The sequence below is a fragment of the Mesorhizobium sp. P3_A8 genome, assembly GCF_056402995.1.
This window is the reverse complement of sequence record NZ_JBFUGI010000013.1, coordinates 1-25,796: the sequence shown is the minus strand read 5'-3', so window position 1 is coordinate 25,796 and position 25,796 is coordinate 1. Positions and strand designations below refer to the sequence as shown.

Sequence of the window (25,796 nt, the reverse complement as noted above, 5' to 3'; positions counted from 1 at the left end):
AATTGGTTGTGAAAAGCAGCTTGGCGGAGGCGGACAGCCTTGCCCGGCGACGCGCTTTGGTCCGGCGATTTCTCGATGAAAGATCGCTCGAGCCGCTATTGCTTTGGGGAAGCCAGTTGCAGCGTGAAGACGTTGCCGCCAATGCCTTTCGCCAGCGCCGGCGAAAGGGTCAGGGGCGTGCAATTCTTGACGGCCGCGATGGCGGCATCGATGAACGCCTTCCGCGCCTTGTCATCACCGGCCACCTTGGCGGCGGTCGGCCGCGGCGGACCGATCAGCGAGCCGTCACGCTTGAAGCTGAAGCTCAGGGTTACGGTCGACTTCCCGGCATCCGCTGGCGGCGTCCAGCACGCCTGGATCGCGGCCCCGACATCATCCATCGTATTGAGCACTGCTGCCTGTGACGGGAGAAGCGTTCCAGCCAGCGTGCCACCAGCGATCATCAGCATTGCTGCCACGCATTTCATCGCAAACCCTCATCTCACTCCAGGTCGGCATTCCAAGCCGAATCCGCTGAAAGGGATGTTAGAGCCAACACCGGCGGTGACAATATACTGGCGCAAAAAGTTGATGCTTCGGCGCTGCCTGATCACCGTCGCGCGATGTCCCGGCATGAGGCCCGCTAGAGCAATTCCAGGAAAAGTGTGAGCGGTTTTTCGTCAGGAATTGCGTCAAAACAAAGCGTTAGAGCGGTTCGCCGTTTCCATGAAACGGTGAACCGCTCTAAAAGCAAAAAGGCCGGCACGGAGCCGACCTTTCCTTCCGCCGATAGTGCGCCAGTACATCCGTGGTCGCGCGGCGAATTCCCAGCAGTAGACAGGGCTTAGGTTAACGAATCCTTAAGCTGAGGCCTTCGCCTGCGACCTTACATAAGCGATATAGCCACGCACGTCGCCGGCTGGCTCGGCGTAAGCCTTGCCGAGCTTCTTCTCGATAGCCGCCATATACTCCTTCGCCCATTTGGGCAGGGCGTAGTCGATGACCGCCAGGAACTCGAGCGTCGCCGCCAGCCGGATATCGGCGATCGACGGGTTCTTGCCGCCGATGAACGGCTTGCCGTCCCTGAAGAAGCTGTGAAAAACCTCCAGCGGCTCGGCGATCGCGGCCATAGCGGCCTTCTGTGCTTCCGACTTCTTGTCGGGATGAGCATCGCTGTGGCCGACCTCGCCGGCATAGTGCGGGAAGCCGAGCGCCGGATAGGTGGCGCGCGCCACATAGGGATAGAGCGTTCCGATCAGGTAGAACATGGCGCTGTCGATCATCGCCCGCTTGGCCGGCGCCTTCGGATAGAATTTCTCCAGCCCGTGCTTGTTGGAGAGATACTGCATGATGGCGCAGCTTTCCCAAAGCACGCCTCTGGGCAGCCCCTTGTCCTCGATCATCGGCGTCAGATGCGCCGGATTGCGCGCCAAATATTCCGGCGAGCGCGTGTGGCCCCAGGCGTCGGTCTCGGCGGCTTCGAACCCGGCCGCGCGGGCGAACACCCGCACCGTCATGTTGTTGACGCTCGGCTTCAGCATGCTGAGCTTCAGCGCCGGCTTTTTCGCCGATTTCGCCTTGGCCTTCGGTGCGGACGTCTTGGCCACCGGTTTTGCCGCCGCCTTCGCGGCAGCCTTTGGCGCCGGCTTGGCTGCAGGCTTCGCAGCCTTACTTGCCGGCTTGGCGGCTGCCTTGGCCGCCGGTTTCCCAGCACTCTTGGTCACTGTCTTTGCCATTATTGTCCTCCCTCTGTTTTTGTTGGCCGTCAGTAAGGGTTCTTCGGCGCCCGGTCGTCCGACAGGGTCGCGCGGGAGCTCTCGACAAGCGCCTGGATCGCGTCGGCGAGGTGCACCTCGGCAATGTTGTAATCGCCGCGCGCGACGCGCAGCCGGTGCGCCTGCATCAGCACGTCGGCATGGGTGAAACCAGCCGGCGGCTCGAAGCGGTAGGAAGCGAGCTCGATCAGCAGGCCGAGCGGATCCTCGAAATAGATCGAATCCATGAAGCCGCGATCCTTGACGCCGCTGTGCTTGATACCGCGCTCGCCGAGCCGGGCGACCGCCTGCAGGAAGGTGACGCGCGACACCGCAAACGCGATGTGGTGGACGCAGCCCGGATCGGTCGGCGTGCGTCGTTTCTGCGGCGTGCGGCTCTCATCGGTGAAGATGGTGATCAGCCGGCCGTCACCCGGATCGAAATAGAGATGGCTTTCGCTGGCCTTGTCGAGGTTGGGCTGCTCGAAGATGAACGGCATGCCGAGCACGCCTTCCCAGAAATCGATCGACGTCTGGCGCCCGGCGCCGACCAGCGTGATGTGGTGGACGCCCTGCGATTGCAGCTTCTGCATTGGCCTTCTCCCCGCGGCATCGGTTGCCGTCCGGATCCGCCTGGCACGCGGCATTCTCTGTGCCGCTTGAGCTGTGCCTCGAAATCCAGACGTGATGCTAATGCAATCGGCCCCGCCGCGCCAGAAGCGGCGAGCCCTATCATTGCATGACGGTGAAACCGCTCTTGGCCGTAAAAGCCTGGAGGATCAATTCAAGAGATGGCGGGCGCTATCGCAACGCGGAAGCCGCCCTCGTCGCGTCCTTGCCGAAGCGGAGGCTACGCGACGGCCTTGAGCTCAGCTTCCACCAGCATCCCCAGGCCGCCACATTCGGCGCACGCGACGGTCTTCCCCGGGCAACTGATCTGGTGCGTCCCTTGGGGGCAGCAATGCCCCTTCGACTCGCTCCATCTGGAGCAATCGAAAATCTTGCCGCCGCCATGGCAGCGCGAGCAAATCATCTTCCCTGACGCCATTCCAACTCTACCCAAACCCAAAATCCGCTGTCCGCAGATGTTACCCCGGCCTCGTAAGTAACAGGGATTGTTGCGCTTTCAAGCGCCGCGGGCTGACTTAAATTGGGGGTATTCGGGCATGCGAGCCGCCGGGTCGCGGGCGTCGCCAGTCAAGAGCAACCTACATCGTGCCTTGTCTGAATGCCGCCAAGGCTAGTCGAGAAACCTGATCTTCGTGAAGGACATCATCTCTCCCATCACATTGCCGCTGTCATCGACCTGCTGCCCTTGCCCGACTGTAACGGTCACGCGTTTTCCCTTGTAGCGGGACGGCATCACGGTTTGCTCGTTCCAGCTTGCGCACTCGGGCGCGGCACACAGGCCGACTTGCTCGACCTTCTTGCCGTCGACAATGGTCAGATAGCAATTGTCGCCACATTCGAAACCTCGAATGGTGCCGGTGATCTTCCTGTCCTTGGAGAACGACGGACTGCACTGGGCAATCAGGGACGCGGAAATGAGGAGCGGCAAAGCCAATTGTTTCATGCCGCCAACTTGCTGCAACATGCCGTACTGCGCAAGCATCACATCTGGCAGAAAATCCTTGGTACGCCCAAGGGGAATCGAACCCCTGTTCCCGCCGTGAGAGGGCGGTGTCCTGACCGCTAGACGATGGGCGCGCTCAAGAACCGGCGATATAGGCTGACGGCTGAGAAAAAGCAACTGGGGTTCGGCCGCTTTCCCTTATCGGGGAAAAGTCGGCTGCAGGCCTAGCGTTTCGGCTCGATCAGATCCCAGAGATTGCCATGGAGATCGGCGAAAACCGCGACCGTGCCATAGGGCTCGAAACGTGGCGCCTCACGGAATTCGACGCCCTTTTCCAGCATCGCCGCATGATCGCGGGCAAAGTCGTCGGTTTCGAGGAACAGGAAAACCCGGCCGCCGGTCTGGTTGCCGATACTTTGCCTTTGCGCCTCATCAGACGCCTCGGCCAGCAGCAGTCTGGCGCCCTGCCCGTTGACCGGCGCCACCGTGACCCAGCGCTTGCCGCCGCCAAGATCGACGTCCTCGAGGAGCAGGAAACCCAGCCGCCCGACATACCAGGCGATCGCCTCGTCATAATTGGCGACGACCAGCGCCACGGTCGCGACACGCCGATGTTCGGCAAAGCCGGTCATTTCGGCGACAAACGTGTTTGTTGCATCGTTGCTGGCAGCCTATTTATTGCGAATTGCAAACTGGCCGATCAGCCTGCGCTCGGCGATATCATAGATGAAGATCGCGCGGCTGCCGTCGGCAAGCTCGGCGTCGATCGAGATGCGATTGCCGGACAGCGACTGGCTGACCACTTTCGCGCCGACCGGCAGCACAATGTCGCCACTCAACGGCTCGCCGGCGGGCACCTGGATATCGCCAGCCAGTGGCGGGGTCACCGATGGTGCTTTACGGGCTTTGTAGACAATCGCCGCGATCACCACCATAAGGGCCAGCAGCAGCAGGCCGAGATTGATGGCCATGAAGCGGACGAGCTTGCCACGCATCTTTTCGACCCCGGGGTCGAGCGGCTTTTCCTGATCTTCGTCGGCATCGGGCCGGGCCATGGCAAATATTCCGGAACGGTTTTTCGATGAGCGCTCATAGCGAAGAGGACCCTGAATTGATAGAGGCGGCACCAACTGTGCTTGTGGCAGGCCCGGATGCGGCCGGACAGCGCCTCGACCAATGGCTGGCGGCGAGCCTCGGCCCCGACATGTCGCGCAGCCGCGTGCAGATGCTGATCAGGGAAGGCGCTGTGAGCATCAACGGCAAGCCGGTCGACGAAACCAAGCGCAAGATGACCGCAGGCGAGAGCGTGTCGGTCGCGATGCCGGAACCGGAGCCCGCCACGCCGCAGGGCGAGGCCATCGCGCTCGACGTACTCTATGAAGACGACGCGTTGATCGTCATCAACAAGCCGGCAGGGCTTGTCGTGCATCCCGGTGCCGGCAACTGGACCGGCACACTCGTCAACGCGCTGATCCATCACTGCGGCGACAGCCTGTCCGGCATCGGTGGGGTGCGCCGGCCGGGCATCGTGCACCGCTTGGACAAGGAAACCAGCGGCGTCATGGTGGTGGCCAAGACCGACCGTGCCCACAAGGCGCTGTCGGAAGCCTTCGCCGATCATGGCCGCAGCGGCGACCTGGAACGCGCCTATCTGGCGCTGGTCTGGGGCATACCGCAGCGGCCGACCGGAACAGTGGATGCGCCGCTCGGCCGCGCTGCGGACCGGGTGCGCCGCGCCGTGGTGCCGGCAGGCCGCGACGACGCCCGCCATGCCATCACCCACTTTGGCGTCCAGGAGCGTTTTGGCGAGAAGCAGCAGGAGTTTGCCACCGCAAGCCTGGTCGAATGCCGGCTGGAAACCGGCCGCACCCACCAGATCCGCGTCCACATGGCCCATATCGGCCATCCGGTGATCGGCGACCCCGACTACGGCCAGGCCTTCCGCACCAAGGCCAACCGGCTGCCGGAGCCGCTGAAAAGTCAGGTCAAGGCATTTTCCCGGCAAGCTTTGCATGCCTGGCTCCTTGCATTTCGTCACCCGGATACCCATCTACCTCTGAGGTTCGAGGCGCCGATACCGGGGGACATGGAGGAACTCGTCGGCGGATTTCGCAATCTCTGAACCTGCTGCCGTCAAGCTCGAAACCAGCCATCAAAAAACCTGACTGGCATTGTTCACTTCAGCGTGACACACTGTTTCGTGTTGAACAAATGCCTGTCTTTTCTGGTTTTGTTCCTGTATAAGATCTGATGTCGCGAGCGAGCCTTTTGGTGTTCGCGTCACATGCCCGCCGCGTTTCGGGGGCATCACTCCAATAGAGAGGGGGCGCTATCATGGCCCAGTCACTACCCAGTATTGTTTCCGGCGAAGGCGGCCTCAGCCGCTACCTGGAAGAAATCCGCCGCTTTCCAATGCTTCAGCCGCAAGAAGAGTACATGCTCGCCAAGCGTTATGCCGAGCATGAAGACACCAGCGCTGCGCACAAGCTCGTCACCAGCCATTTGCGGCTCGTCGCCAAGATCGCCATGGGCTATCGCGGCTACGGCCTGCCGATCGGCGAAGTGATCTCGGAAGGCAATGTCGGCCTGATGCAGGCCGTCAAGAAATTCGAACCCGAGCGCGGCTTCCGCCTCGCTACCTACGCCATGTGGTGGATCAAGGCCTCGATCCAGGAGTACATCCTGCGCTCGTGGAGCCTGGTCAAGATGGGCACGACCGCCAACCAGAAGCGCCTGTTCTTCAACCTGCGCAAGGTGAAGGGCAAGATCCAGGCTCTGGACGACGGCGATTTGAAGCCCGATCAGATCACCGAGATCGCCACGCGGCTGAACGTGTCCGAGGCCGAAGTGGTGTCGATGAACCGCCGCCTGTCCGGCGACGCTTCGCTCAACGCCCCGATCCGGGCGAGCGAGGGCGAGTCCGGCGAATGGCAGGACTGGCTGGTCGACGACCACGAAAGCCAGGAAGAGATGCTGATCGAGCAGGACGAGCTGGAAAACCGGCGCGGCATGCTGTCGGGCGCTCTTGCCGTGCTCAATGAGCGCGAGCGGCGCATCTTCGAGGCCCGTCGCCTCGCCGAGGAGCCGCTGACGCTGGAAGAGCTGTCGGCCGAGTTCGACATCAGCCGCGAGCGCGTGCGCCAGATCGAGGTGCGCGCCTTTGAGAAGGTCCAGGATGCCGTCAAGGCCGCCGCCAAGCGCCAGACCCAGGCGCTGCGCACCATCGAGGCACAGCCAGCGGCGTAAAGCCGGCTTCGGCCAGGAAATATCAAGGCGGCGTCACGAAACTGGCGCCGCCTTTTTTGTATTTTGCCGGTGGTTAGCGAAAGCGAGGGCGACAGCCAATCTCCCCCCTTGCGGGGGAGATGTCCGGCAGGACAGAGGGGGGTGTGAAGGATCGCTACTTTTCGATTTTTGGCATTCCCGACCGGAAACCAGTTTGAAGGCACAGCTACATCCGGCTGACAGGTCGGCGGGACAGCACCCCCCTCTGCCCTGCCGGGCATCTCCCCCGCAGGTGGGGAGATCGGCAGTTTCACCGGCGGCGCCCGCCACAAAAGAATACCCTCAAAGCCCGTCCAGCGGAAACTTCAGGTACCGCCGGCCATTGGCTTCCGGTTCCGGCAGCCGGCCGCCATTCATGTTGACCTGCAGCGCATGCAGGATCAGCCGCGGCATCGGCAAGGTCTTGTCGCGCGCTTCGCGCAGCGCCACGAACTCAGCCTCGCTGTGCGCGGCAACGAGATGAATGTTGGTCGCCTTCTGCACGGCCACCGTGCTTTCCCACAGGGCTTCGCGGCCACCGGCCTGATAGTCATGGCCGACGAAGACGCGCGTCTCGTCCGGCAACGCCAGTATGCCCTGGATCGAGCGCCATAGCCGCGCGGCACTGCCGCCGGGAAAATCCGCCCGTGCCGTGCCGCTGTCGGGCATGAACAGCGTATCGTGCACGAAGGCGGCGTCGCCGACCACATAGCTGATCGAGGCCAGCGTATGACCGGGTGAGAACAGCACCTTGACTGGAAGGCTGCCGATCGCAAACGTCTCGCCTTCCCGGAACAGCCTGTCCCACTGCGAGCCGTCGGCGGGAAAATCGGGCCAGTTGTAGATCACCTTCCACAGCTTCTGGACGCCGACAACCCTGTCGCCGATCGCAGTCGGCGCCCCGGTCTGCTGTTTAAGGTAGTGCGCAGCGGAGAAATGGTCGGCGTGCGGGTGGGTGTCGAGGATCCACTCGAGCTCCAGCCCGTTTTTCCCGACAAAATCGAGCAGGACATCCGCGCTCTTCGTACCCGTGGCGCCGGATTTCTCATCGAAGTCGAGGATCGGATCGATAATGGCGCATCGCTTCGTCGCCGGGTCGGTGACGACGTACTGGATGGCCCCGGTCGGCTTGTCATAGAAGCCGCTGACCACTGGCCTGGCCAAAGCTACGTCCACGTCCGGCTCCCTCAACCCACCGGCAGGAACGATTTTCTCCACCGGAACCCAACAAGAGCATGGTTGTCCACGCTTGCGGGCCAGTCAAGCATGACTTGGCTCGCAAGGGCGGAAACGGCAAAACCCGTTCCGGCGCCTGTTTCAGGCAGAAGGCTGCTTGGTCTTCCTGAGATAAGGCAGGATGGTCTCGAAGGCGCCAAACCGCTTGATCGCATCCTCGTTGGAAACGGCGGCGGTGATGATGACGTCCTCACCCTGCTTCCAGTTGGCCGGCGTCGCCACCTGATGCTTGGCGGTGAGCTGCATGGAATCGACCGCGCGCAGGATCTCGTCGAAGTTGCGGCCCGTGGTCATCGGGTAGGTCAGCACCAGCTTGATCTTCTTGTCCGGCCCGATGACGTAGACCGAGCGCACGGTGGCGTTGTCGGCGGGCGTACGGCCTTCCGAGGTCTCGCCGGCGCCGGCGGGCAGCATGTCGTAAAGCTTGGCGACCTTGAGATCCTTGTCGCCGATCAGCGGATAGTGCACCGTTTGGCCCGTCGCCGTCTTGATGTCGGCCTGCCATTTGTCGTGGCTCGCCACCGGATCGACAGAGATGCCGATGATCTTGACATTGCGCTTCTTGAATTCGCCCTCCAGCCCCGCCATCGTGCCGAGCTCGGTCGTGCAGACCGGTGTGAAATTCTTCGGATGGCTGAACAGGATCGCCCAGCCGTCGCCGATCCAGTCGTGAAACTTGATCGCGCCTTGGGTGGTCTCGGCCGTGAAGTCCGGCGCTATGTCGTTGATACGAAGGCTCATGGTCCCTACCCCTGTGAAATACCGCCGGATGGCGGGTTCCGACCCTTTTACCACTCCGGCGGCGACCTTCAAAACGTTGAGGTCGCCGGCAGCGATGCAGGCCGCGAAAAATTTTCGCAATTTGTTGGAGAATGCAGAAATTTCGCTGCGGACGCTGAAAGAGTCTAGGTTTTCACCGCCAGTGTCGACGTCAAATCTTCCATGCGCTGCGCCAGCGCGCCAAGCGCGTTGGTCAGCACACTGTCGCTCTTGTCGGCCTTGGTCAGCGCCTCGTCGCGCGTCTTGCGCAAGGTCAGCACTTCGCTCTCCATGCCCTTGACGCGCTTCTGCAGTTCCGAGAGTTCGTCCATCACCATAATGCCGGCCATGACGGTCAGCCGCTGGTCACCGATCTCGCCGAAGGAATCTTTCAGATGCGAGACATAGCGGTCAAAGCGTTCGGCGAGATCGATCAGATGCTCTTCCTGGCCCTCGTCGCAGGCCATCCGATACTGTTTGCCGTCGATTGAAACCGTGACCTGTGCCATGGGCCAGCTCCTATCTGTCCAACACGGCGCGGATGGTTTCCATGGCGGTCACCAGCCGTCGCGAGACTTCCTTGTTGGCGTCCTCCAGCCGTTCGGCGCGCGCTTCGGAATTGTCGAGTTCCTGCGCCAGCCGCGAGCGGTCGGCATTCATCCGCTGCACTTCGGCCTCGGCTTCCGAGTAGTCGCGCTCGTGCTCCAGCTTGGCCGCGACAGCATTTTCCAGCCCCTCGATGGCCTTGCCCAGCCTGGCGATGACTTCCTTGAGTGTGGTTTCCCCGGTCATGGCCTTCGTCCTGTGCCCTGCCCATCACCGAATCGTTCGCGTTCAGAACGCCTTATCCCGGAAACATTAGGCACCGGGTGAAGGCAACGTCAACAAAGCTCTCGCGACTGTCCCCCGCTAACGCTAATGTAGACCCGCCATCGGCATCACAAGACCGGCAAATGTGCTCCCGATTTGTTGACTAAAAGCCCGCGCCTGCTATGTGTCGCGCACCCTTTTCAAGGGCTCTCCCAAGCCCCAAACCCCCATTTCTGGAGGAACCATGACGTCGCGTGAACAACATGACCGGATGGCAAATGCGATCCGCTTTCTCTCCATGGATGCCGTCGAGAAGGCCCAGTCCGGCCATCCCGGCCTGCCCATGGGCTGCGCCGACATCGCCACGGTGCTGTTCACCCGCTTCCTGAAATATGATCCCAAGGCCCCGCACTGGCCCGATCGCGACCGCTTCATCCTGTCGGCCGGCCATGGCTCGATGCTGCTCTATTCGCTGCTGCATCTGACCGGCTACGAGGACATGACCCTCGACCAGATCAAGCACTTCCGCCAGTTGGGCTCGAAGACGGCAGGGCATCCCGAATACGGCCACGCCACCGGCATCGAGACGACGACCGGTCCGCTCGGCCAGGGTCTCGCCAATTCGGTCGGCTTCGCACTCGGCGAGCGCATCATGAACGCCGCCTTCGGCAACGACCTCGTCAGCCACTACACCTATGTGCTGGCCGGCGATGGCTGTCTGATGGAAGGTGTTTCCCAGGAAGCCATCGCGCTTGCCGGGCATCTGAAGCTCAACAAACTGATCGTCTTCTGGGACAACAACAACATCTCGATCGACGGCCCGGTCTCGCTCGCCGACAACACCGACCAGGTCGCCCGCTTCCAGGCCTCCGGCTGGAATGCCAGCCATATCGACGGCACCGATCCGGAAGCCATCGCCTATGCCATCGAAGCCGCCCGTCATTCCGACAAGCCGACGATGATCGCCTGCAAGACGACCATCGGCTTCGGCGCGCCGACCAAGGCCGGCACCAACAAGGCGCATGGCTCGCCGCTCGGCGCCGACGAGATCGCCGGCGCGCGCAAGTTCTTCAACTGGGACTCGCCACCCTTCGAGATTCCGGCCGACATCCTCGATGCCTGGCGCACCGCCGGCAAGGCCGGCGTCAAGCCGCGCATCGACTGGGAAGGCCGCCTCGCCAAGGCCGAGCCGAAGCTGAAGGCCGAGTTCGAGCGCCGCCTCGGTGGCAAGCTGCCGTCCAACTTCGACGCTGTCATTGACGACTACAAGAAGAAGCTCTCGGCCGACAAGCCGAAGGTCGCCACCCGCAAATCGTCGGAAATGGCGCTGGAAGTCATCAACGGCGCCGTGCCGGAAACCATCGGCGGCTCCGCCGACCTGACCGGCTCCAACAACACCAAGACCAGCCAGACTAAGAACATCACGCCGGACGATTACGGCCAGCGCTATGTCCACTACGGCATCCGCGAGCATGGCATGGCCGCAGCCATCAACGGCCTGACGCTGCATGGCGGCCTCATCGCCTATGGCGGCACCTTTATGTGCTTCTCCGACTATGCCCGCCCGTCGATGCGGCTTTCCTCGCTGATGGGCATCCGCTCGATCTTCGTCATGACCCATGATTCAATCGGTCTGGGCGAAGATGGCCCGACCCACCAGCCGGTCGAGCATCTGGCGGCCCTGCGCGCCATCCCGAACCACAATGTCTTCCGTCCGGCCGACGCTGTGGAAACCGCCGAATGCTGGCAGATCGCGCTCGAATCCGAAAAGACGCCGTCGACACTGGCGCTGACCCGCCAGAACCTGCCGACGGTGCGCACCGAGCACTCGGCCAAGAACCTGAGCAGCCAGGGCGCCTACGAGCTGGCCGCGGCCAGCGGCGAGGCGGCGGTGACGATCTTCGCCACCGGCTCCGAGATCGAGATCGCCCTTGGCGCCCGCGACTTGCTGGAAAAGCACGGCCATCCGACCCGCGTCGTCTCGGTGCCTTGCTTCGAACTGTTCGACAAGCAGAGCGACGACTATCGCAAAAAGACGATCGGCAACGCGCCGATCAAGATGGCGATCGAGGCCGGCATTCGCCAGGGCTGGGATCATCTCATCGGCTCGGACGGCATCTTCGTCGGCATGACCGGCTTTGGCGCCTCGGGCACGATCGAGCAGCTCTATCCGCATTTCGGCATCACCGCCGAGGCGGCGGCCAAGGCAGCGGAAGGACGCTTGCACGCCAAGTAAGGGTTTGGCTTCAGCCCGGCGAAATCGCGCAAAGCGATTTCGCCGGGTTGCCCCAACCTAATCGATTTAAATCTGCGTCGCAGCGGCTGGATTCTTTCCGCTTGCGCCGCTATGAAGCTGCGGACTTGATCTTCGGCCTCCAGCTCCCAGGGAGAGAAAAATGACCGTCAGAGTTGCCATCAACGGATTCGGCCGCATCGGCCGCAACATCCTGCGCGCCATCCATGAATCCGGCCGCAAGGACATCGACGTCGTCGCCGTCAACGACCTCGGCCCGGTCGAGACCAATGCCCACCTGCTGCGCTACGACAGCGTGCATGGCCGCTTCCCGCACGAGGTGAGCGTCGATGGTGACCAGATCACCGTCGGCAAGGAAAAGTTCAAGGTCACCGCCATCAAGGATCCGACCCAGCTGCCGTGGAAGGAACTCGGCGTCGACATCGCGCTCGAATGCACCGGCATCTTCACCGCTCGCGACAAGGCCGCCGCGCACCTGACCGCCGGCGCCAAGCGCGTGCTGGTCTCGGCGCCTGCCGACGGCGCCGACCTGACCGTCGTCTACGGCATCAACCACGACAAGCTGACCAAGGACCACATCGTCATCTCGAACGCGTCCTGCACCACCAACTGCCTGGCGCCGCTGGCCGCCGTGCTGCACGAGACGGTCGGCATCGAAAAGGGCATGATGACGACGATCCACTCCTACACGGGCGACCAGCCGACGCTGGACACCATGCACAAGGATCTCTACCGCGCCCGCGCCGCGGCCCTGTCGCAGATCCCGACCTCGACGGGCGCCGCCAAGGCCATCGGCCTTGTGCTGCCCGACCTCAAGGGCAAGCTCGACGGCATCTCGATTCGCGTGCCGACCCCGAACGTCTCGGTCGTCGACTTCAAGTTCATCGCCAAGCGCGCGACCACGGTCCAGGAAATCAACGAAGCGGTCATCGCCGCCTCCAACGGCAAGCTCAAGGGCATCCTCGGCGTCACCCATCACCCGAACGTCTCGATCGATTTCAACCATGATCCGCGCTCGTCGATCATGGCGCTCGACCAGACCAAGGTGATGGACGGCAACTTCGTTTCCGTGCTGTCCTGGTACGACAATGAATGGGGCTTCTCCAACCGCATGAGCGACACCGCCGTCGCCTTCGGCAAGACCATCGCCTGATCGCGGACCCAGCTTCCAGAGACTTGAAACGCCCGGCTTCGTCCGGGCGTTTTTCATTTGCCGGAGCAGCAGTGCCAAAACCCGCGAAAATCCGAGGCATAAGGCAAAAAGCCACGCCGCCGCCTTGCACTGGTCACGTCTTCGCCCCACTCTGCCGTAAACCAGGAGACAGACGAATTTGAGGGGCTGATTTTAAGATGGAGCATGCGATCTATCTCGTCACGCTGGTCGGCACTGCTCTTGTCGTCGCCGCCGCGTTTTCGAGCCTGATCGCCTTCCGCTTCGGCGCCCCCCTCCTGCTTCTGTTTCTCTGCATCGGGCTCGCCACTGGAACCGACGGCCTCGGTATCGAATTCGACAACGCCCGCATCGCCTATTTTGCCGGCTCACTGGCGCTGGCCGTCATCCTGTTCGATTCCGGCTTCGGCACGCCGCTCAACGCCTTGCGGCAGGCGGCGGGACCGGCGCTGTCGCTGGCGATTTTCGGCGTGCTTCTGACCACCGGCCTGTTCGGCGCCGCCGCCCACTATCTGCTCGACCTGACCTGGCTGGAATCCTTTCTGCTCGGCGCCGCCGTCGCTTCGACCGACGCGGCCGCGGTGTTCTTCCTGCTGCGCGCCGGCGAGATCAATCTACGCGAGCGTGTGCGCTCCACGTTGGAGGTGGAATCCGGCACCAATGACCCGATCGCCATCTTCCTGACGATCACCCTGGTCGAGATCATCGCCGCCCACGCCAACCCCGAGACCAATGTCCTGGTCACCAGCCTGATCCTCGGCTTCCTCCTCAATATGGGGCTCGGCGCCATCGTCGGCGTGCTCGGCGGCCTTGCCATCGTGCGTCTCGTCGACCGGCTCAATCTCGACCACGGCCTGCTGCCGATCTTCGTGCTGACGCTGTCGCTGATGATCTTCGCCGCCGCCGGCGCCATTGGCGGCTCGGGCTTCCTGGCGGTCTATATCGCCGGTCTCATTGCCGGCAACTCCGACATCCGCGCCGTCACCATCCTCAAGCGCTTCCAGGACGGCATGTCGTGGCTGGCGCAGATCATCATGTTCCTGATCCTTGGCCTTTTCGCGACGCCCTCGCAATTCCCAGCCATCATGCTGCCGGCGATAGCGCTTGGCCTGTTCCTGATGTTTATCGCACGGCCGATCGCGGTCTGGCTCTGCCTGATCCCGTTTCGCCTGCCGCGCCCCGAGGTCGCTTTCGTATCCTGGGTCGGCCTGCGCGGCGCGGTGTCGATCCTGCTCGCTATCACCCCACTGCTCGGCGGGCTGGAAAACGGCCGCGTCATCTTCAACGTCGCCTTCATCATCGTGCTGGTGTCGTTGGTCGTCCAGGGCTGGACCGTTGGACCGCTGGCGCGCCGCCTTGGCCTGATCGTGCCGGCGCGGCTCGGACCGCTGGACAAGGTCGAGCTGGAATTGCCCGGCTCCGCCCATCACGAGCTTCTCGCCTATCGCGTGGCGCATGGCAGCCCGGTGGCGCGCGGCGAGCGCATTCCGCGTTGGGCGCGGCCCTCACTGGTGCTGCGCGACGGCCGTTCGATGCGCTTCCAGGACATGGGCCGGCTCGCCGCCGGCGACCAGGTCTACATCTTCGTTCCGGACCGCTATCCGCGCCTGCTCGACAAGCTGTTCGCCAGCCGCGCGGTGGTCGACCCGGAAGATGCCGATTTCTTCGGCGCCTTCGCCGTCGACCCGGCACGCTCCGCCGCCGAGCTGGAAGCCGCCTATGCGCCGGGCCTGACCGAGGCGGAGCAGAAGCAGACCGTCGGCGCTCTGGTCACCGCACGGCTTGGCGGCCATGCCGAATATGCCGACCGTGTGCTGATCGGCCAGATCGAGCTGATCGTGCGGGATGTTGACGACAAGGGCAAGATCACGGGTCTTGGCCTTTCCTTCGAGCCGACCGCGCCGGTAGCGCGGGTGCCAGTGTTCCTCAGTGCCGGCGAGATGGGCGACCGTCTTAGCGCCTTCATCCGCAACTGGCGCAAGCCGACGGAGACACAGGAGGCGGCAGTACAGACGGAAGACGCCCCTGAGCCCCCGGTCGAAAAGGCAACGACCGGGGGCTGACAAGGGCGATCGTTCGCGCCGCTCCCCATCACGTCGGACAGTCTTCACGGACTATGTCCCCGCCCGCCTCAAAATTTCGCGCCGCACCGCCGTCAAAGCCTTGCATCGTCACGGATGCGGGGTATGTTCCCCCGATTTTTCGCGAAAGGAACCCGCATGGCCGCCTTCAAGACCTTGGACGACATCGGCAACATCAGCGGCAAGCGTGTGCTGGTGCGCGTCGACCTCAACGTTCCCGTCGCCGACGGCAAGGTCACTGACGCCACCCGCATCGAACGCATCGCGCCGACCATCGCCGAATTGTCCGGCAAGGGCGCCAAGGTCATCCTGCTCGCCCATTTTGGCCGGCCCAAGGACGGCCCCTCGCCCGAATTCTCGCTCGAGCCGATCGCCAAGGCGACGGCTGAGGTGCTCGGCCGTCCCGTTGGCTTCGCCTCGGACTGCGTCGGCGACACGGCTGGAAGTGCCGTCGCGGCCATGAACAAGGGCGACGTGCTGCTCTTGGAAAACACCCGCTTCTACAAGGCCGAGGAAAAGAACGATCCTGTCTTCACCGAAAGGCTCGCCGCCAATGGCGACATCTTCGTCAACGACGCTTTTTCCGCAGCGCACCGCGCCCATTCCTCGACCGAGGGGCTGGCGCACCTGTTGCCTTCCTTTGCCGGCCGCACCATGCAGGCCGAACTCGAGGCGCTGGAGAAGGGCTTGGGCAACCCGGTCCGTCCGGTCGTCGCCATTGTCGGCGGCGCCAAGGTCTCGACCAAGATCGACCTGCTGATGAACCTGGTGAAGAGGGTTGACGCACTGGTCATCGGCGGCGGCATGGCCAACACCTTCCTTGCCGCGCGCGGCACCGACGTCGGCAAGTCGCTGTGCGAGCATGATCTGGCCGCCACCGCCAAGCAGATCATGATCGAGGCGGCCGAGGCCGGTTGCGCCATCATCCTGCCGGTCGACGGCGTCGTCGCCAAGGAGTTCAAGGCGGGCGCGGCCTGCGAGACCGTCGCCATCTCCGACGTGCCGGCCGACGGCATGATCCTCGATGTCGGCGCCAAGACCGTGACCACGATCGGCGAATGGATCGATCGCGCCGCGACATTGGTCTGGAACGGTCCGCTCGGCGCCTTCGAAATCGAGCCGTTCGACCATGCCACGGTGGCCGCGGCAAAACACGCCGCCGCGCGAACCAAGGCCGGCAAGCTGGTCTCCGTCGCCGGTGGCGGCGATACGGTGGCGGCGCTCAACCATGCCGGTGTCGCCGACGACTTCACCTATGTCTCGACCGCTGGTGGCGCCTTCCTGGAATGGATGGAAGGCAAGCCGCTGCCCGGCGTCGACGTGCTGAAGAAGTAGGCCCCGGCGGGATCGACGACGCTGCGGACGGCGCCCGAAACTTTCAATCGATTCGAGCTTTCCGATGCCATTCCTTTGGCGGTAGACTTCCGTTAAGCGCGGAACGAACCCCTCCAGGAGAAGCATGATGAGCGAACGTCTCGAAGACATTGCCGCCGCGATCGTGGCCAACGGCAAGGGCCTGCTGGCTGCCGACGAAAGTTCCGGCACGATCAAGAAGCGCTTCGACGTCATCGGCGTCGAATCGACCGCCGACAGCCGCCGCGATTATCGCGAGATGATGTTCCGCGCCAAGGACGCGATGACCAAGTATATTTCCGGCGTCATCCTCTATGACGAGACCATCCGTCAGAAGGCCGCCGACGGTACGCCGCTGGTCGACATCATCAAGGCGGCCGGCGCCATCCCCGGCATCAAGGTCGATGCCGGCGCCAAGCCGCTGGCCGGCTTTCCCGGCGACACCATCACCGAGGGTCTCGACGGCCTGCGCGAGCGCCTTGCCGACTATTACAAGCTCGGCGCCCGCTTCGCCAAATGGCGCGCGGTGATCGACATCGATACCGGCAAGAGCGTGCCCTCGGTCAATTCGATCAACTCGAACACCCATGCGCTCGCCCGCTATGCCGCGCTTTGCCAGGAGGCCGGCATCGTGCCGATCGTCGAGCCGGAAGTGCTGATGGATGGCGCCCACGATATCGATACCTGCTACGAGGTTTCCAAGGCGACGCTGATCAAGCTTTACGATGAACTCCATGCGGCCGGCGTCGTACTCGAAGGCACGATTCTGAAGCCCAACATGGTCCTGTCGGGCAAGAAGTCGGGCACCGTGGACAGCCCCGAAAAGGTCGCCGAGATGACCATAAAACTGTTCCGCGAGACGGTGCCGGCGGCGGTACCGGGTATCGCCTTCCTCTCCGGCGGCCAGGAGGACGAGGAGGCGACCGCCAACCTCAACGCCATCAACGCCATCGGTCCGCATCCCTGGAAGCTGACCTTCTCCTATGGCCGCGCGCTGCAGGCCGCCCCGCAAAAGGCATGGAGCGGCAAGGCATCGAACATTGCCGCCGGTCAGGCCGCCTTCACCCATCGCGCCCACATGAATTATCTGGCCGCGCTCGGAAAATGGAAAGCGAGCCTCGAACAGGCCGCCTGAACACAGTTCTTTCGTCTTCTTCGAACCCGGGCCATTGCGCCCGGGTTTTTGTTGCCTGCGGATTTGGGGGAAGACCTCCTCATTCCTATTTCCTCTGGGCGTTGCCGGCGGCGATGTCGGTTTGCGCTCATCCCGAACGTCCTTGGGATGAGAGACAGGGAGAGGTTCATGCATCGCAACAAGATCGTTTCACGCGAAGACTGGTTCCAGGCGCACAAGGCGCATCTGGCGCGCGAGAAGGAACTGACGCGGCTTCGCGATCGCATCGCGGCCGAGCGGCGCGAACTGCCCTGGCTGAAGATCAGGAAGGACTATGTTTTCGAGACCGAACAAGGGCCGAGGAGGCTGGCCGACCTGTTTGGCGCCAACAGCCAGCTGATCGTCTACCACTTCGTGTTTGCGCCAGGTTCCAATCATCACTGCGAAAGCTGTGCCTTCGTCGCCGACCATATGGATGGCGCCAACCAGCATCTTAGGCATCATGATGTGTCGCTTGTCGCCGTGTCGCGGGCGCCGCTCGCCGAATTGCTGCCCTACAAGCAGCGCATGGGTTGGAAGTTCGACTGGCTGTCTTCTTATGCCTCGGACTTCAATTTCGATATGCAGGTGTCCTTCACCGACAAGCAGATTGCATCTGGCGAAGCGGTCTACAATTTCGAAACACCCGTGCTGACGTCGAAAGACCTGCCCGGCACCACTGTCTTCCACAAGAGCGAAACCGGTGACATCTTCCTGACCTTCATGTCACGCGCCCGCGGCAGCGAGCAGTTCATCGGCGCCTATCAGTATCTCGACATTGCACCGAAAGGCCGCGACGAAACCGGTCCTTACAGGACCTTCATGGACTGGGTGCGACTGCACGACGAATATGGAAACAGGTCGCTATGAGACGACGCTTGCCCTTGGGGCAACGGCCGGCTGTGCAAGGATCCGTTCACCTCGGCCGAAACATGCGCTAAGCCTGCCGCAGATCATTCCACGGTACCGCCATGCGCTTCCCCGCCCTGTTCACCTGGCTCGCCTTCCCTGTCTATGTCTGGCAGGGGCTCGGCGTGCGCCGCCGCACCTCGCGCATGCTGCCGGCGCAAGGGCCGGTCATGCACGAGATATCAGGCGAGGCGCCTGATATCTCGCTGCTGGTGCTGGGCGATTCCTCGGCGGCCTCGGTCGGCATTGGCAATTCGGAGAACGGGCTTGCCGCACAACTCGCCGTTCTGATTTCCGAGCGTACCGGCCGCGCCGTACGCTGGCGCGCCGCAGGCTTCAATTCGGCGACGTCGGGCCAGATCCGCGATCATGTCCTGCCCAATCTGTCGGCTGATCCGTGGACACATATCGTGCTTGCCATCGGCACCAACGACACCAAGAATTTTCATTCGGTGCCGCGCTTCAAGAAGGAGTTCGGCGGCTTGCTCTATGCACTGCGCGCCAAATGGCCGGAGGCGCGCGTGGTGTGGTCGCCGGTTCTGGAGTTCACCCGCGCACCGGCCATGCCGCCGCTGCTCGGCAAGATCCTCGAAATCCGCGCTACTGAAATGAACCGTATGGGCGAACGCCTGTGCCTGGAGCGCGGCGCGGTGCCCGCACCTCGCCTGCCGATCACCAATCCTGAACAAGGTTTTGCCTCTGACGGCTTTCATGCCTCAGAGGCAGGTTACCGGGCCTGGGCGGAACATCTTCTCGGCCCGGTGCTTGCTGACTGAACACCGACGAAGGGGTTGTGGCCCGGGCCTAGGTCAAATGCCCGAGCACGGCCGCCAGCGAAATGGCAGCCATCGCCAGCAGCGCCAGCTTCCAGAAATCGCCGCGACGCTTGAGCCCGGGCCAGCCCAGTGGCTTGATCAGCTGGATCACCATGAAGCCGATGATGACAAGGGCGAGGAGTTTCGTCATGCCGCCTTTGACCAGCAACGCGGCCGGCTGTCAAAGCGCGTCGTTTGGTCTCTGAGAAAGAACGGGCGCCACGTTCCCGAACCGGAACGTCGCGCCCGCCGTTTTGGAGCCCGATCTACTTCAGCGGCTTGAGGCCGGCTTCGATCGAGGCGCGCTTTGCTTCGAGGAAAGGCGGCAGGGCAAGGCTTTCGCCCAGCGTCTCCAGCGGCTCGTCGGCGGTGAAGCCTGGCCCGTCGGTGGCGATCTCGAACAGGATGCCGTTCGGCTCGCGGAAATAGAGCGAGCGGAAGTAATAGCGCTCGACCTCGCCGCTCGACGGCAGCCGGAATTCGGCCAGACGGGCGGTCCACAGATGCAACGTCTCCTGGTCTGGCGCCCTGAAGGCGACATGGTGAACCGCACCGGCGCCTTGCCTTGCCGGCGCCAGCCCGGGCTGCACGGCAACATGAAGCTCGGCTGCCGGCCCACCCGCACCCATTTCGAAGACATGGACCTGGCCCTCGCCATCCGGCGAGCCATAGTCGCGAACCCCGCGCATGTTCATCACCCGGGTCAGCACCGCCTCGGTGTTGGTGATGTCAGGAACACTGATGACGATCGGCCCGAGCCCGCGGATCTGGTGCTCGGCCGGCACCGGGCTTTGCGCCCATGGGTGGCTGCCGCCCTTGCCGCCATCGCTGACCAGCCGCAGGCGCTGGCCTTCGGGATCTTCGAAATCCAGCGACGGATAGCCGCCGATGTCGGCAATCTCACTCGTTACGATGTTCTCGCCGGCGAGGTGCTGCTTCCACCAGGCAAGGCTTTCCGGGCTGCCGACCCTGAGGCTGGTCCGCGCGATGCTGTTGGTGCCGCGCCGTTCGCGGCCAACCGGCCAGTCGAAGAAGGTAAGGTCGGTGCCTGGCGTCGCTTCGCCGTCGGCATAGAAGAGATGGTAGGCCGATGTGTCGTCCTGGTTCACCGTCTTCTTGACCAGCCGCAAGCCAAGAACCTTCGTGTAGAAGTGAAGATTGCCCGGCGCATTGGCGGTGATGGCAGTCAGATGGTGGATTCCTGTCAGTTGCAGGCTCATGGTCGTCTCCCTGGTTTTGGGGAAGAATTTCTCCTTTCATATCAGAACTGCGAGCACCTCACTAAAGGCCGCCTATCCTGACAGTCCGTCGCCATGCGGTGAACAATTTTGTCCTCACTGTCATCCGATTGGTGAACAATCGGTGCCCCGCAGGCTTCCTGCGGCAAGGCACGATGGCGGCGGAAAACAATGCTATCCCTCGGCAGACGCACCGAACGAAACTATCGTCGAGCGCCTGACATCCTCCTGACAGACTGCTGTCAGGAGGGGTGTGCGATAGTGTCTCCATCAAGAGAGAGGAGACTGGTCATGAACGGTTACACCATTCTGCGCGGCATGCAGCACTATGTCGGCAAGGTTCGCACCATGCGCAACGAAATCCGCACGCAGCGCTTCATGAATTCACTTCCCGCGGACATCCGTAAGGATATCGGCTGGCCCGACATGTATTCGGAACGTCGCTCCCGCGGCAATTGAGGCGAATTTTTCGACGTCGATATTGGACATGGACGCGCCAATGCCCAGATATCTGCATGTCGCCCAAAAGTGGCCCCCGGTTTTGGGGGCACGACATGCATGAAAACAAAGCTACGGCGCGCCGAGGGATGGAGCGAGCTTATGCCCGATCAGAAGACAATCGGCTTCCTTTTCATCGAAGGCTTTGCCGACTGGGAATACGGCTTGCTGGCGGCCTCGGCGGTTGAATGGTTCGGCGCCCGCGCCGTCTCGCTGACGCCCGAAGGCAAGCCGGTGACCGGAATCAGCGGTTTTCGGCTAACGCCCGATCGTTCGGTCGATGTTGATGAGAACGCCGATCTCGATGCTGTAGCCGTCATCGGCTCCGACCAGTGGGCGGGCAAGGCGCCGCCGGACGTCGCTGAACTGCTCAACGCCGTCGCAACGCGCGGCGGCGTGGTCGGCGGTATCTGCGCCGGCACGCTGGCACTGGCCCGAGCCGGCATGTTCGAAGAAGCCAGCCATACCAGCAATGGCCGTGACTGGATCAACGGCCATGAAGCCGGCTATGCCGGCGACAGCAACTATCAGGACGTGCCGCATGCCGTCGCCGACGGCAAGATCGTGTCCGCGCCGGGCTCGGCGCCTGGTACCTTTGCCCTTGCCTTTCTGAACACGCTCTATCCCGAAAGAGGCAGCGATCTCGCGCAGATGCGGACGCTGTTTGCCAAGGAGTATGCTGAAGCCTCCTGACAGTATGCTGTCAGGAGGGGCGTGCAATGATGCAAGATCGAGACACCGCGCGTCGACGGTCGAAAGGACGATCGATGAAGAGTTGGAACGACAGGCTGAACACGCCGGGCATCAACGGCGTCAAGCCGACACCGCGCACGATGGCAGACGTGGTCGAGGGCCAGCCTATGCTGGTGCCGACCGCGCGCCAGGTCGACGATTTCATCCGCTCGATTCCGCAAGGCGTCGAGATGGATATCCGCGCGTTGCGCACTGCCCTTGCCATCGAACATGGCGCCGAAGTGACATGTCCGGTCACCATAGGCTACCATCTGCGCACGGTTGCCGAGGCCGCCAATGAGGACCTTGAGCGCGGCATGACGCTGAGCGACATCGCGCCCTTCTGGCGCGTGCTCGATGCGAAGACGCCGACAACGAAAAAACTGTCCTTTGGCGCGGAGTTCGTTGCCGCCCAGCGCAAGCGCGAGGGACTGAAACCGTAATGCATGTCATCTGGAAGTGGGCCCAGTTCCGGGACCACGGCATGCATAAAGAAGAAACTGGGGAAGCACACGATGCGCCGCGCCGACAGGCTCTTTCAGATCGTGCAGCATCTGCGTGGTGGCCGTCTGGTCACCGCCCAGAAGCTCGGCACGTGGCTCGAGGTTTCCGAGAGAACGATCTATCGCGACATAGCCGACCTGCAGTCGACCGGGGTGCCGATCGACGGCGAGGCGGGGGTCGGTTACATGATGAGGGAGGGTTTCGACCTTCCTCCGCTTATGTTCACGCGTGACGAGATCGTGGCGCTGGTTGCCGGCGCGCGCATGGTGCGCGCCTTTGGCGGCGCCGCCATGGCACGGGCCGCCGACGAGGCACTGGTCAAGATCGGCGCCGTGCTTCCCGATGCCGAAAAGGATCGCATCGCCCGCACCGAAATCCACACTCCGATGTGGGTGGTCAGCGACGCCGCCCGCGAGGCGATCGACCTGATTGAGCGCGCGGTCGAAAAGCGCCAGGTGCTGACCATCGACTACTCGGACGAGGCCGGCCGCGGCACCGCGCGCGACATCAGGCCGCTCGGCCTCTGGTTCTGGGGCAAGGTGTGGACGCTGGTCGCCTGGTGCGAGATGCGCGACGACTTCCGCGCCTTCCGCATCGACCGCATCGCCTCGGTGGTCATCGCCGGCCGCATCTTCAAACCGGAGCGCGGCAAGCAGCTTGCCGATTTCTACCGGGCCGTGGAACGCAGCGAGGATTACGGCATGGCGCCGGACCGCGTGGCGCGAAGCTGAGCCGATCAGACTGCACAAAAAAGCCCGCTCGAAGCGGGCTTTTTCTTGAGTTCGCGGGGCTCTTACTCGTCGTCGTCCGTGTCCGGGGTCTTCGACTTCAAGGCCGAGAGCTTGGCGAACACCGCGTTGGCGTCGAGCTCGGCATCTTCGTCTTTCGGCTTTTCCGGGGCTGGCACCAGCCGCTCGGTCAGCGCCGCCGGCAGCAGCGTATCGCCAACCGGCTGCGCCTGTTCGCGGCCGCGCGAGGCGCGGTTGACTTCCATGTCGAGGTCGATCTGCGAAGCGAGGCCCAGCGTCACCGGATCCATCGGCTGCAGATTGGCTGAATTCCAGTGCTTGCGTTCACGGATCTGCTCGATCGTCGACTTGGTGGTGCCGACGAGACGCGAAATCTGCGCGTCCTTGAGTTCGGGATGGTTGCGCACCAGCCACAGGATGGCGTTCGGCCGGTCCTGACGCTTCGACAGCGGCGTGTAGCGCGGACCCTTGCGCTTGGATTCCGGCACCCGCACCTTGGGGTCGGAAAGCTTCAGGCGCTGGTTCGGGTCTTTCTCGGCGCGCGCGATCTCGTCGCGGGTCAGCTGACCGGTCATGATCGGGTCCATGCCCTTGATGCCTTGCGCCGATTCGCCGTCGGCGATCGCCTTGACCTCGAGCGGATGCAGCCCGCAGAACTGCGCGATCTGCTCGAAAGACAGCGCGGTGTTGTCGACCAGCCAGACGGCGGTCGCCTTGGGCATCAACAGCGTATTGGCCATTTCAAAAATCCTTCTCGTTCGCCCGCGTTCCCGCGCGGGCGGTGGTTTAGAGCCACCAAAATGGGAAATTCGCGGCCTGTATAACCGTTCCCTGCCTGTTTCGCAACGTTTTTGGAAAGGCGCGGCGGCCCGATACTTTCACAACCGGCAAGCGCATTCGATGCCCTGACGGTCGGCGACGTCAGCCAAAGGGGCCGGCGCTTTTGAGCAAGGCCACGAGCTGGCTTTGCTGGCGTGTCCCGGTCTTGGCGAATATTCGCTCCAGATAAGTCCGGGCGGTTTTTTCCGTGATGTTGGAACCGGCTGCCGCCGCCTTGAGCGCATGGCCTTGCGACAGCGCCGTCGCCAGGCGCGCCTCGGCTGGCGTCAGATCGAACAATCCGGCCAGCAGCGTTGGCGACGGCACGAGCGAACTGGCGCTGAGCGCCGTTGCCGCCACCAGAATGTCGGCGCCCGAAAAGATCTCATGCGCCGAACGATGCAACGGCAGCATGTGTAGAATCATCGGCGGCCGGCCGTCGACGCCTTGCACCGGTATGGAACGCACCGTCGGCTCCAATTCGTTGCGCGCGGCGACGACTGCCTGCTGGAACAGCCGATTGGCTTCGGCGTCGGCAATGGCCATGCCGCCAAAGGCGGTGGGCAGGAACAGGGAGGACAGGCCGTCGAACAATGCGTTGGCGACCATCACCCGCCCTTTCAGCGACAGGACGGCAGCCGGCAGGCCCATCGCCGTCATGGCGGCAACGGTTCCCTCGGCGCGTTCGAGGCCAAGCCGCCCTGCGATCAGGCCGGCGCGCGCCATGGTTGGCCGCAGACTGTCGAGCACATCCAGGCTCTTTTGATCGTAGTCGCCTTCACCAAGCCGTCGCTGGAAAACGAAAATCGCCAGCTCGCCGCTGGGCATCGGTATCGCGGTGCAGGCATGCGCGCCGATGCCCATGGCGCGAAGCCGTTGGCGTACCGGATCGTTCTCGATCTCTTCTGGTGTCAGGAAAGCCTCGACATCGACGAAGCTCGCCGGCTGCAGCGCGCACATGCGCGAAACCGCCGTCGAAAACTGCAGCGTATCGCTCGCCAGCAACTCGCCTTGCAAATCCTGCAGGAATTTAATCGCCCTGCCGCGCGTCGGCTGGTCGTCACCGAACAGAAACACGGCGCCGCCCACGGAACCGGATACGGAATCAATGTCCTCCAGCACATCAGGCCAGAGATCGGGCACGAAGGCCGCCTCATAGATCCTGTTCGTCAGGTCGTCGAGCATGGGCACGAAGCCTTTCCGGGGCAACAAGTTTGCCGGAGCCAAACAATCAATGCTTCAGGCCGGCCGGTCTTCCCCCACGTCAAGATGTCACGGCAGTCACCGCGGTCAATCTTGGATAAGCAAAATGCCACAGAACGGTTCCGTTCGGGCAGCGCCGTTGAACGGCTTCCTGTTGCCGGTCTTGCGCAACCAGGACGGGGGAGGCGCGACGCATTCCTGGAATTGGTGGGGCCTGGAATTGGTGAGGCAAGTGCCCGGCACCCAAAACGACAAAACCCGCTGGACAAAGTCCAGCGGGTTCGGAACCGGAAACGGGGAACGTCTGCGACGGCTCTACTTCTCAACATGAGCCCGGCCTTGCGGCCGGGTCGTGCCTGAAATCAGATCGCCTGGCGAGCGATCCGCTCGATGTCGCCGCGGTTGATGCCGAGATCGTTGAGCTGACGGGCGTTGAGCTTGTTCAGTTCGCGCACGGTCTCGTTGTACATGCGCCAGTTACGGAAAGCGCGGATCGGGTTCATGGTAGTCCTCCTGATGGGGTGTTCGTTTCGATGCTGCACAGATAGTGATCATCGACGGGGACTTGAACGGCCGATTTTGCATAGCAATGATGCAAATGCTGCATTGCACCATTAAGCCTCTGTTCATCTTGTAGGCAGTGGCAGGGCCCGGGGCGAACCGCATGCCTTGGCGATTGGCGCAAACATCAATCGCTTCGTCATCAACTCTGAGAAATGGCGGCGTCCCTTAGTCTTGCATTTAGGGTAACGATGATCTTTCGCATGACGGCAGCGATTGCCACCATTGGCTTTTTTCCGTTTGTGACGAGGCGTTTGTAGAAGGGTGCGAATTCGCCCCTTCCAGCTGCGGCGCGCAGGGCTGGCATGAACAGCGCGGTTCTGACATCAGGGCGCCCGCCACGGATTTTGCGGTAGCCTTGCTTTTGTCCGCTGTCGTTTG

Annotated in this window: 28 protein-coding genes, 1 tRNA gene and 1 pseudogene; 13 read left to right on the top strand and 17 right to left on the bottom strand. The window is 62.9% G+C overall.

What is annotated here, in order from left to right; all coding sequences use genetic code 11:
• Positions 1-95: 95 nt before the first annotated feature.
• The 7 genes from AC1DX4_RS26925 to AC1DX4_RS26895 all read right to left on the bottom strand — a co-directional run bounded on the left by AC1DX4_RS26925 (position 96) and on the right by AC1DX4_RS26895 (position 4,361).
• Positions 96-467: a hypothetical protein gene (locus tag AC1DX4_RS26925; protein WP_477223195.1), complete on the bottom strand. Its 372-nt coding sequence runs from the start codon at positions 465-467 to the stop codon at positions 96-98.
• Positions 468-839: 372 nt separating this feature from the next.
• Positions 840-1,715, bottom strand: coding sequence for a glutathione S-transferase family protein (locus AC1DX4_RS26920; RefSeq protein ID WP_477223194.1), 876 nt, complete (start codon positions 1,713-1,715; stop codon positions 840-842).
• Between the two features lie 29 nt (positions 1,716-1,744).
• Positions 1,745-2,326, bottom strand: coding sequence for a VOC family protein (locus tag AC1DX4_RS26915; RefSeq protein WP_477223193.1), 582 nt, complete (start codon positions 2,324-2,326; stop codon positions 1,745-1,747).
• Between the two features lie 647 nt (positions 2,327-2,973).
• Positions 2,974-3,345: a hypothetical protein gene (locus tag AC1DX4_RS26910; protein WP_477223192.1), complete on the bottom strand. Its 372-nt coding sequence runs from the start codon at positions 3,343-3,345 to the stop codon at positions 2,974-2,976.
• A 20-nt stretch (positions 3,346-3,365) separates the two neighbouring features.
• Positions 3,366-3,440: transfer RNA gene (locus AC1DX4_RS26905), tRNA-Glu, on the bottom strand.
• Between the two features lie 90 nt (positions 3,441-3,530).
• Positions 3,531-3,938 carry a VOC family protein gene (locus AC1DX4_RS26900; protein ID WP_477223191.1) on the bottom strand — a complete coding sequence of 136 codons (408 nt, stop codon included), beginning with the start codon at positions 3,936-3,938 and terminating at the stop codon, positions 3,531-3,533.
• A 39-nt stretch (positions 3,939-3,977) separates the two neighbouring features.
• Positions 3,978-4,361 (bottom strand): fimbrial protein, encoded by a 384-nt coding sequence (locus tag AC1DX4_RS26895; protein WP_477223190.1) that lies wholly within the window; start codon positions 4,359-4,361, stop codon positions 3,978-3,980.
• Positions 4,362-4,387: 26 nt separating this feature from the next.
• Between AC1DX4_RS26895 and AC1DX4_RS26890 the strand changes: the two genes are divergently transcribed.
• Positions 4,388-5,428: an RluA family pseudouridine synthase gene (locus tag AC1DX4_RS26890; RefSeq protein WP_477223189.1), complete on the top strand. Its 1,041-nt coding sequence runs from the start codon at positions 4,388-4,390 to the stop codon at positions 5,426-5,428.
• 212 nt (positions 5,429-5,640) lie between these two features.
• Positions 5,641-6,552 (top strand): RNA polymerase sigma factor RpoH, encoded by a 912-nt coding sequence (gene rpoH / locus AC1DX4_RS26885; RefSeq protein ID WP_477223188.1) that lies wholly within the window; start codon positions 5,641-5,643, stop codon positions 6,550-6,552.
• 321 nt (positions 6,553-6,873) lie between these two features.
• On the opposite strand, the gene AC1DX4_RS26880 is transcribed toward rpoH, so the two are convergent.
• From AC1DX4_RS26880 to AC1DX4_RS26865, 4 genes are all read right to left on the bottom strand, one after another.
• Positions 6,874-7,746: an MBL fold metallo-hydrolase gene (locus AC1DX4_RS26880; protein ID WP_477223187.1), complete on the bottom strand. Its 873-nt coding sequence runs from the start codon at positions 7,744-7,746 to the stop codon at positions 6,874-6,876.
• Positions 7,747-7,887: 141 nt separating this feature from the next.
• Positions 7,888-8,547 (bottom strand): peroxiredoxin, encoded by a 660-nt coding sequence (locus AC1DX4_RS26875; protein WP_027041898.1) that lies wholly within the window; start codon positions 8,545-8,547, stop codon positions 7,888-7,890.
• Positions 8,548-8,711: 164 nt separating this feature from the next.
• Complete coding sequence (locus tag AC1DX4_RS26870; RefSeq protein WP_477223186.1) at positions 8,712-9,074, bottom strand: cell division protein ZapA; 363 nt, start codon at positions 9,072-9,074, stop codon at positions 8,712-8,714.
• A 10-nt stretch (positions 9,075-9,084) separates the two neighbouring features.
• Positions 9,085-9,357 (bottom strand): DUF4164 domain-containing protein, encoded by a 273-nt coding sequence (locus AC1DX4_RS26865; RefSeq protein WP_006200774.1) that lies wholly within the window; start codon positions 9,355-9,357, stop codon positions 9,085-9,087.
• A gap of 262 nt (positions 9,358-9,619) precedes the next feature.
• Here AC1DX4_RS26865 and tkt point away from each other — a divergent pair, with 262 nt between their 5' ends.
• The 7 genes from tkt (at position 9,620) to AC1DX4_RS26830 (ending at position 19,072) form a co-directional block, all read left to right on the top strand.
• Positions 9,620-11,611, top strand: a complete 1,992-nt coding sequence (gene tkt / locus AC1DX4_RS26860) for a transketolase (RefSeq protein ID WP_477223185.1) — start codon at positions 9,620-9,622, stop codon at positions 11,609-11,611.
• 160 nt (positions 11,612-11,771) lie between these two features.
• Positions 11,772-12,782, top strand: coding sequence for a type I glyceraldehyde-3-phosphate dehydrogenase (gene gap, locus AC1DX4_RS26855; RefSeq protein ID WP_027041901.1), 1,011 nt, complete (start codon positions 11,772-11,774; stop codon positions 12,780-12,782).
• Between the two features lie 197 nt (positions 12,783-12,979).
• Positions 12,980-14,863, top strand: a complete 1,884-nt coding sequence (locus AC1DX4_RS26850; RefSeq protein WP_477223184.1) for a potassium/proton antiporter — start codon at positions 12,980-12,982, stop codon at positions 14,861-14,863.
• 156 nt (positions 14,864-15,019) lie between these two features.
• Entirely contained in the window at positions 15,020-16,216 is a 1,197-nt protein-coding gene (locus AC1DX4_RS26845; RefSeq protein WP_477223183.1) for a phosphoglycerate kinase, read from the top strand.
• A 127-nt stretch (positions 16,217-16,343) separates the two neighbouring features.
• On the top strand, positions 16,344-17,369 hold the full coding sequence (locus tag AC1DX4_RS26840; protein WP_477223182.1) for a class I fructose-bisphosphate aldolase: 1,026 nt from the start codon (positions 16,344-16,346) through the stop codon (positions 17,367-17,369).
• A gap of 168 nt (positions 17,370-17,537) precedes the next feature.
• Positions 17,538-18,257, top strand: coding sequence for a DUF899 domain-containing protein (locus AC1DX4_RS26835; protein WP_477223181.1), 720 nt, complete (start codon positions 17,538-17,540; stop codon positions 18,255-18,257).
• A 101-nt stretch (positions 18,258-18,358) separates the two neighbouring features.
• Positions 18,359-19,072, top strand: a complete 714-nt coding sequence (locus tag AC1DX4_RS26830) for an SGNH/GDSL hydrolase family protein (RefSeq protein WP_477223180.1) — start codon at positions 18,359-18,361, stop codon at positions 19,070-19,072.
• Positions 19,073-19,100: 28 nt separating this feature from the next.
• On the opposite strand, the gene AC1DX4_RS26825 is transcribed toward AC1DX4_RS26830, so the two are convergent.
• Positions 19,101-19,262, bottom strand: a complete 162-nt coding sequence (locus AC1DX4_RS26825) for a hypothetical protein (protein WP_183447746.1) — start codon at positions 19,260-19,262, stop codon at positions 19,101-19,103.
• A gap of 115 nt (positions 19,263-19,377) precedes the next feature.
• Entirely contained in the window at positions 19,378-20,331 is a 954-nt protein-coding gene (locus AC1DX4_RS26820; protein WP_477223179.1) for a ring-cleaving dioxygenase, read from the bottom strand.
• A gap of 309 nt (positions 20,332-20,640) precedes the next feature.
• On the opposite strand from AC1DX4_RS26820, the gene AC1DX4_RS26815 reads away from it, so the two are divergent.
• From AC1DX4_RS26815 to AC1DX4_RS26800, 4 genes are all read left to right on the top strand, one after another.
• Positions 20,641-20,808, top strand: coding sequence for a hypothetical protein (locus AC1DX4_RS26815; RefSeq protein WP_081850348.1), 168 nt, complete (start codon positions 20,641-20,643; stop codon positions 20,806-20,808).
• 141 nt (positions 20,809-20,949) lie between these two features.
• Entirely contained in the window at positions 20,950-21,540 is a 591-nt protein-coding gene (locus tag AC1DX4_RS26810) for a DJ-1/PfpI family protein (RefSeq protein WP_477223178.1), read from the top strand.
• Between the two features lie 74 nt (positions 21,541-21,614).
• Positions 21,615-22,022 carry a hypothetical protein gene (locus AC1DX4_RS26805; protein WP_477223177.1) on the top strand — a complete coding sequence of 136 codons (408 nt, stop codon included), beginning with the start codon at positions 21,615-21,617 and terminating at the stop codon, positions 22,020-22,022.
• Positions 22,023-22,094: 72 nt separating this feature from the next.
• Positions 22,095-22,814 carry a helix-turn-helix transcriptional regulator gene (locus AC1DX4_RS26800; RefSeq protein WP_027041910.1) on the top strand — a complete coding sequence of 240 codons (720 nt, stop codon included), beginning with the start codon at positions 22,095-22,097 and terminating at the stop codon, positions 22,812-22,814.
• A gap of 62 nt (positions 22,815-22,876) precedes the next feature.
• On the opposite strand, the gene AC1DX4_RS26795 is transcribed toward AC1DX4_RS26800, so the two are convergent.
• From AC1DX4_RS26795 to AC1DX4_RS26780, 4 genes and pseudogenes are all read right to left on the bottom strand, one after another.
• Positions 22,877-23,572 (bottom strand): DUF1013 domain-containing protein, encoded by a 696-nt coding sequence (locus AC1DX4_RS26795; RefSeq protein WP_172223075.1) that lies wholly within the window; start codon positions 23,570-23,572, stop codon positions 22,877-22,879.
• A 181-nt stretch (positions 23,573-23,753) separates the two neighbouring features.
• The gene (locus AC1DX4_RS26790) at positions 23,754-24,836 is read right to left on the bottom strand and encodes a helix-turn-helix transcriptional regulator (RefSeq protein WP_477223385.1); all 1,083 of its coding nucleotides are present in this window, start codon (positions 24,834-24,836) and stop codon (positions 23,754-23,756) included.
• 380 nt (positions 24,837-25,216) lie between these two features.
• Positions 25,217-25,357 carry a DUF1127 domain-containing protein gene (locus tag AC1DX4_RS26785; RefSeq protein ID WP_081850349.1) on the bottom strand — a complete coding sequence of 47 codons (141 nt, stop codon included), beginning with the start codon at positions 25,355-25,357 and terminating at the stop codon, positions 25,217-25,219.
• A gap of 200 nt (positions 25,358-25,557) precedes the next feature.
• Positions 25,558-25,796: pseudogene (locus AC1DX4_RS26780) on the bottom strand (IS110 family transposase); the annotation flags it as partial.

Excerpts from the sequence above, each read along its gene's own strand:
- AC1DX4_RS26825 (WP_183447746.1), bottom strand. The coding sequence starts at position 19,262 with ATGACGAAACTCCTCGCCCTTGTCATCATCGGCTTCATGGTGATCCAG.
- AC1DX4_RS26810 (WP_477223178.1), top strand. The coding sequence starts at position 20,950 with ATGCCCGATCAGAAGACAATCGGCTTCCTTTTCATCGAAGGCTTTGCC.
- AC1DX4_RS26835 (WP_477223181.1), top strand. The coding sequence starts at position 17,538 with ATGCATCGCAACAAGATCGTTTCACGCGAAGACTGGTTCCAGGCGCAC.
- AC1DX4_RS26865 (WP_006200774.1), bottom strand. The coding sequence starts at position 9,357 with ATGACCGGGGAAACCACACTCAAGGAAGTCATCGCCAGGCTGGGCAAG.
- AC1DX4_RS26910 (WP_477223192.1), bottom strand. The coding sequence starts at position 3,345 with ATGCTTGCGCAGTACGGCATGTTGCAGCAAGTTGGCGGCATGAAACAA.
- AC1DX4_RS26830 (WP_477223180.1), top strand. The coding sequence starts at position 18,359 with ATGCGCTTCCCCGCCCTGTTCACCTGGCTCGCCTTCCCTGTCTATGTC.
- AC1DX4_RS26785 (WP_081850349.1), bottom strand. The coding sequence starts at position 25,357 with ATGAACCCGATCCGCGCTTTCCGTAACTGGCGCATGTACAACGAGACC.
- AC1DX4_RS26915 (WP_477223193.1), bottom strand. The coding sequence starts at position 2,326 with ATGCAGAAGCTGCAATCGCAGGGCGTCCACCACATCACGCTGGTCGGC.
- AC1DX4_RS26925 (WP_477223195.1), bottom strand. The coding sequence starts at position 467 with ATGAAATGCGTGGCAGCAATGCTGATGATCGCTGGTGGCACGCTGGCT.
- AC1DX4_RS26895 (WP_477223190.1), bottom strand. The coding sequence starts at position 4,361 with ATGGCCCGGCCCGATGCCGACGAAGATCAGGAAAAGCCGCTCGACCCC.
- tkt (WP_477223185.1), top strand. The coding sequence starts at position 9,620 with ATGACGTCGCGTGAACAACATGACCGGATGGCAAATGCGATCCGCTTT.
- AC1DX4_RS26850 (WP_477223184.1), top strand. The coding sequence starts at position 12,980 with ATGGAGCATGCGATCTATCTCGTCACGCTGGTCGGCACTGCTCTTGTC.
- AC1DX4_RS26815 (WP_081850348.1), top strand. The coding sequence starts at position 20,641 with ATGAACGGTTACACCATTCTGCGCGGCATGCAGCACTATGTCGGCAAG.
- AC1DX4_RS26890 (WP_477223189.1), top strand. The coding sequence starts at position 4,388 with ATGAGCGCTCATAGCGAAGAGGACCCTGAATTGATAGAGGCGGCACCA.
- AC1DX4_RS26875 (WP_027041898.1), bottom strand. The coding sequence starts at position 8,547 with ATGAGCCTTCGTATCAACGACATAGCGCCGGACTTCACGGCCGAGACC.
- AC1DX4_RS26920 (WP_477223194.1), bottom strand. The coding sequence starts at position 1,715 with ATGGCAAAGACAGTGACCAAGAGTGCTGGGAAACCGGCGGCCAAGGCA.
- AC1DX4_RS26795 (WP_172223075.1), bottom strand. The coding sequence starts at position 23,572 with ATGGCCAATACGCTGTTGATGCCCAAGGCGACCGCCGTCTGGCTGGTC.
- AC1DX4_RS26800 (WP_027041910.1), top strand. The coding sequence starts at position 22,095 with ATGCGCCGCGCCGACAGGCTCTTTCAGATCGTGCAGCATCTGCGTGGT.
- rpoH (WP_477223188.1), top strand. The coding sequence starts at position 5,641 with ATGGCCCAGTCACTACCCAGTATTGTTTCCGGCGAAGGCGGCCTCAGC.
- AC1DX4_RS26870 (WP_477223186.1), bottom strand. The coding sequence starts at position 9,074 with ATGGCACAGGTCACGGTTTCAATCGACGGCAAACAGTATCGGATGGCC.
- AC1DX4_RS26790 (WP_477223385.1), bottom strand. The coding sequence starts at position 24,836 with ATGCTCGACGACCTGACGAACAGGATCTATGAGGCGGCCTTCGTGCCC.
- AC1DX4_RS26900 (WP_477223191.1), bottom strand. The coding sequence starts at position 3,938 with ATGACCGGCTTTGCCGAACATCGGCGTGTCGCGACCGTGGCGCTGGTC.
- AC1DX4_RS26840 (WP_477223182.1), top strand. The coding sequence starts at position 16,344 with ATGAGCGAACGTCTCGAAGACATTGCCGCCGCGATCGTGGCCAACGGC.
- AC1DX4_RS26845 (WP_477223183.1), top strand. The coding sequence starts at position 15,020 with ATGGCCGCCTTCAAGACCTTGGACGACATCGGCAACATCAGCGGCAAG.
- AC1DX4_RS26820 (WP_477223179.1), bottom strand. The coding sequence starts at position 20,331 with ATGAGCCTGCAACTGACAGGAATCCACCATCTGACTGCCATCACCGCC.
- AC1DX4_RS26805 (WP_477223177.1), top strand. The coding sequence starts at position 21,615 with ATGAAGAGTTGGAACGACAGGCTGAACACGCCGGGCATCAACGGCGTC.
- gap (WP_027041901.1), top strand. The coding sequence starts at position 11,772 with ATGACCGTCAGAGTTGCCATCAACGGATTCGGCCGCATCGGCCGCAAC.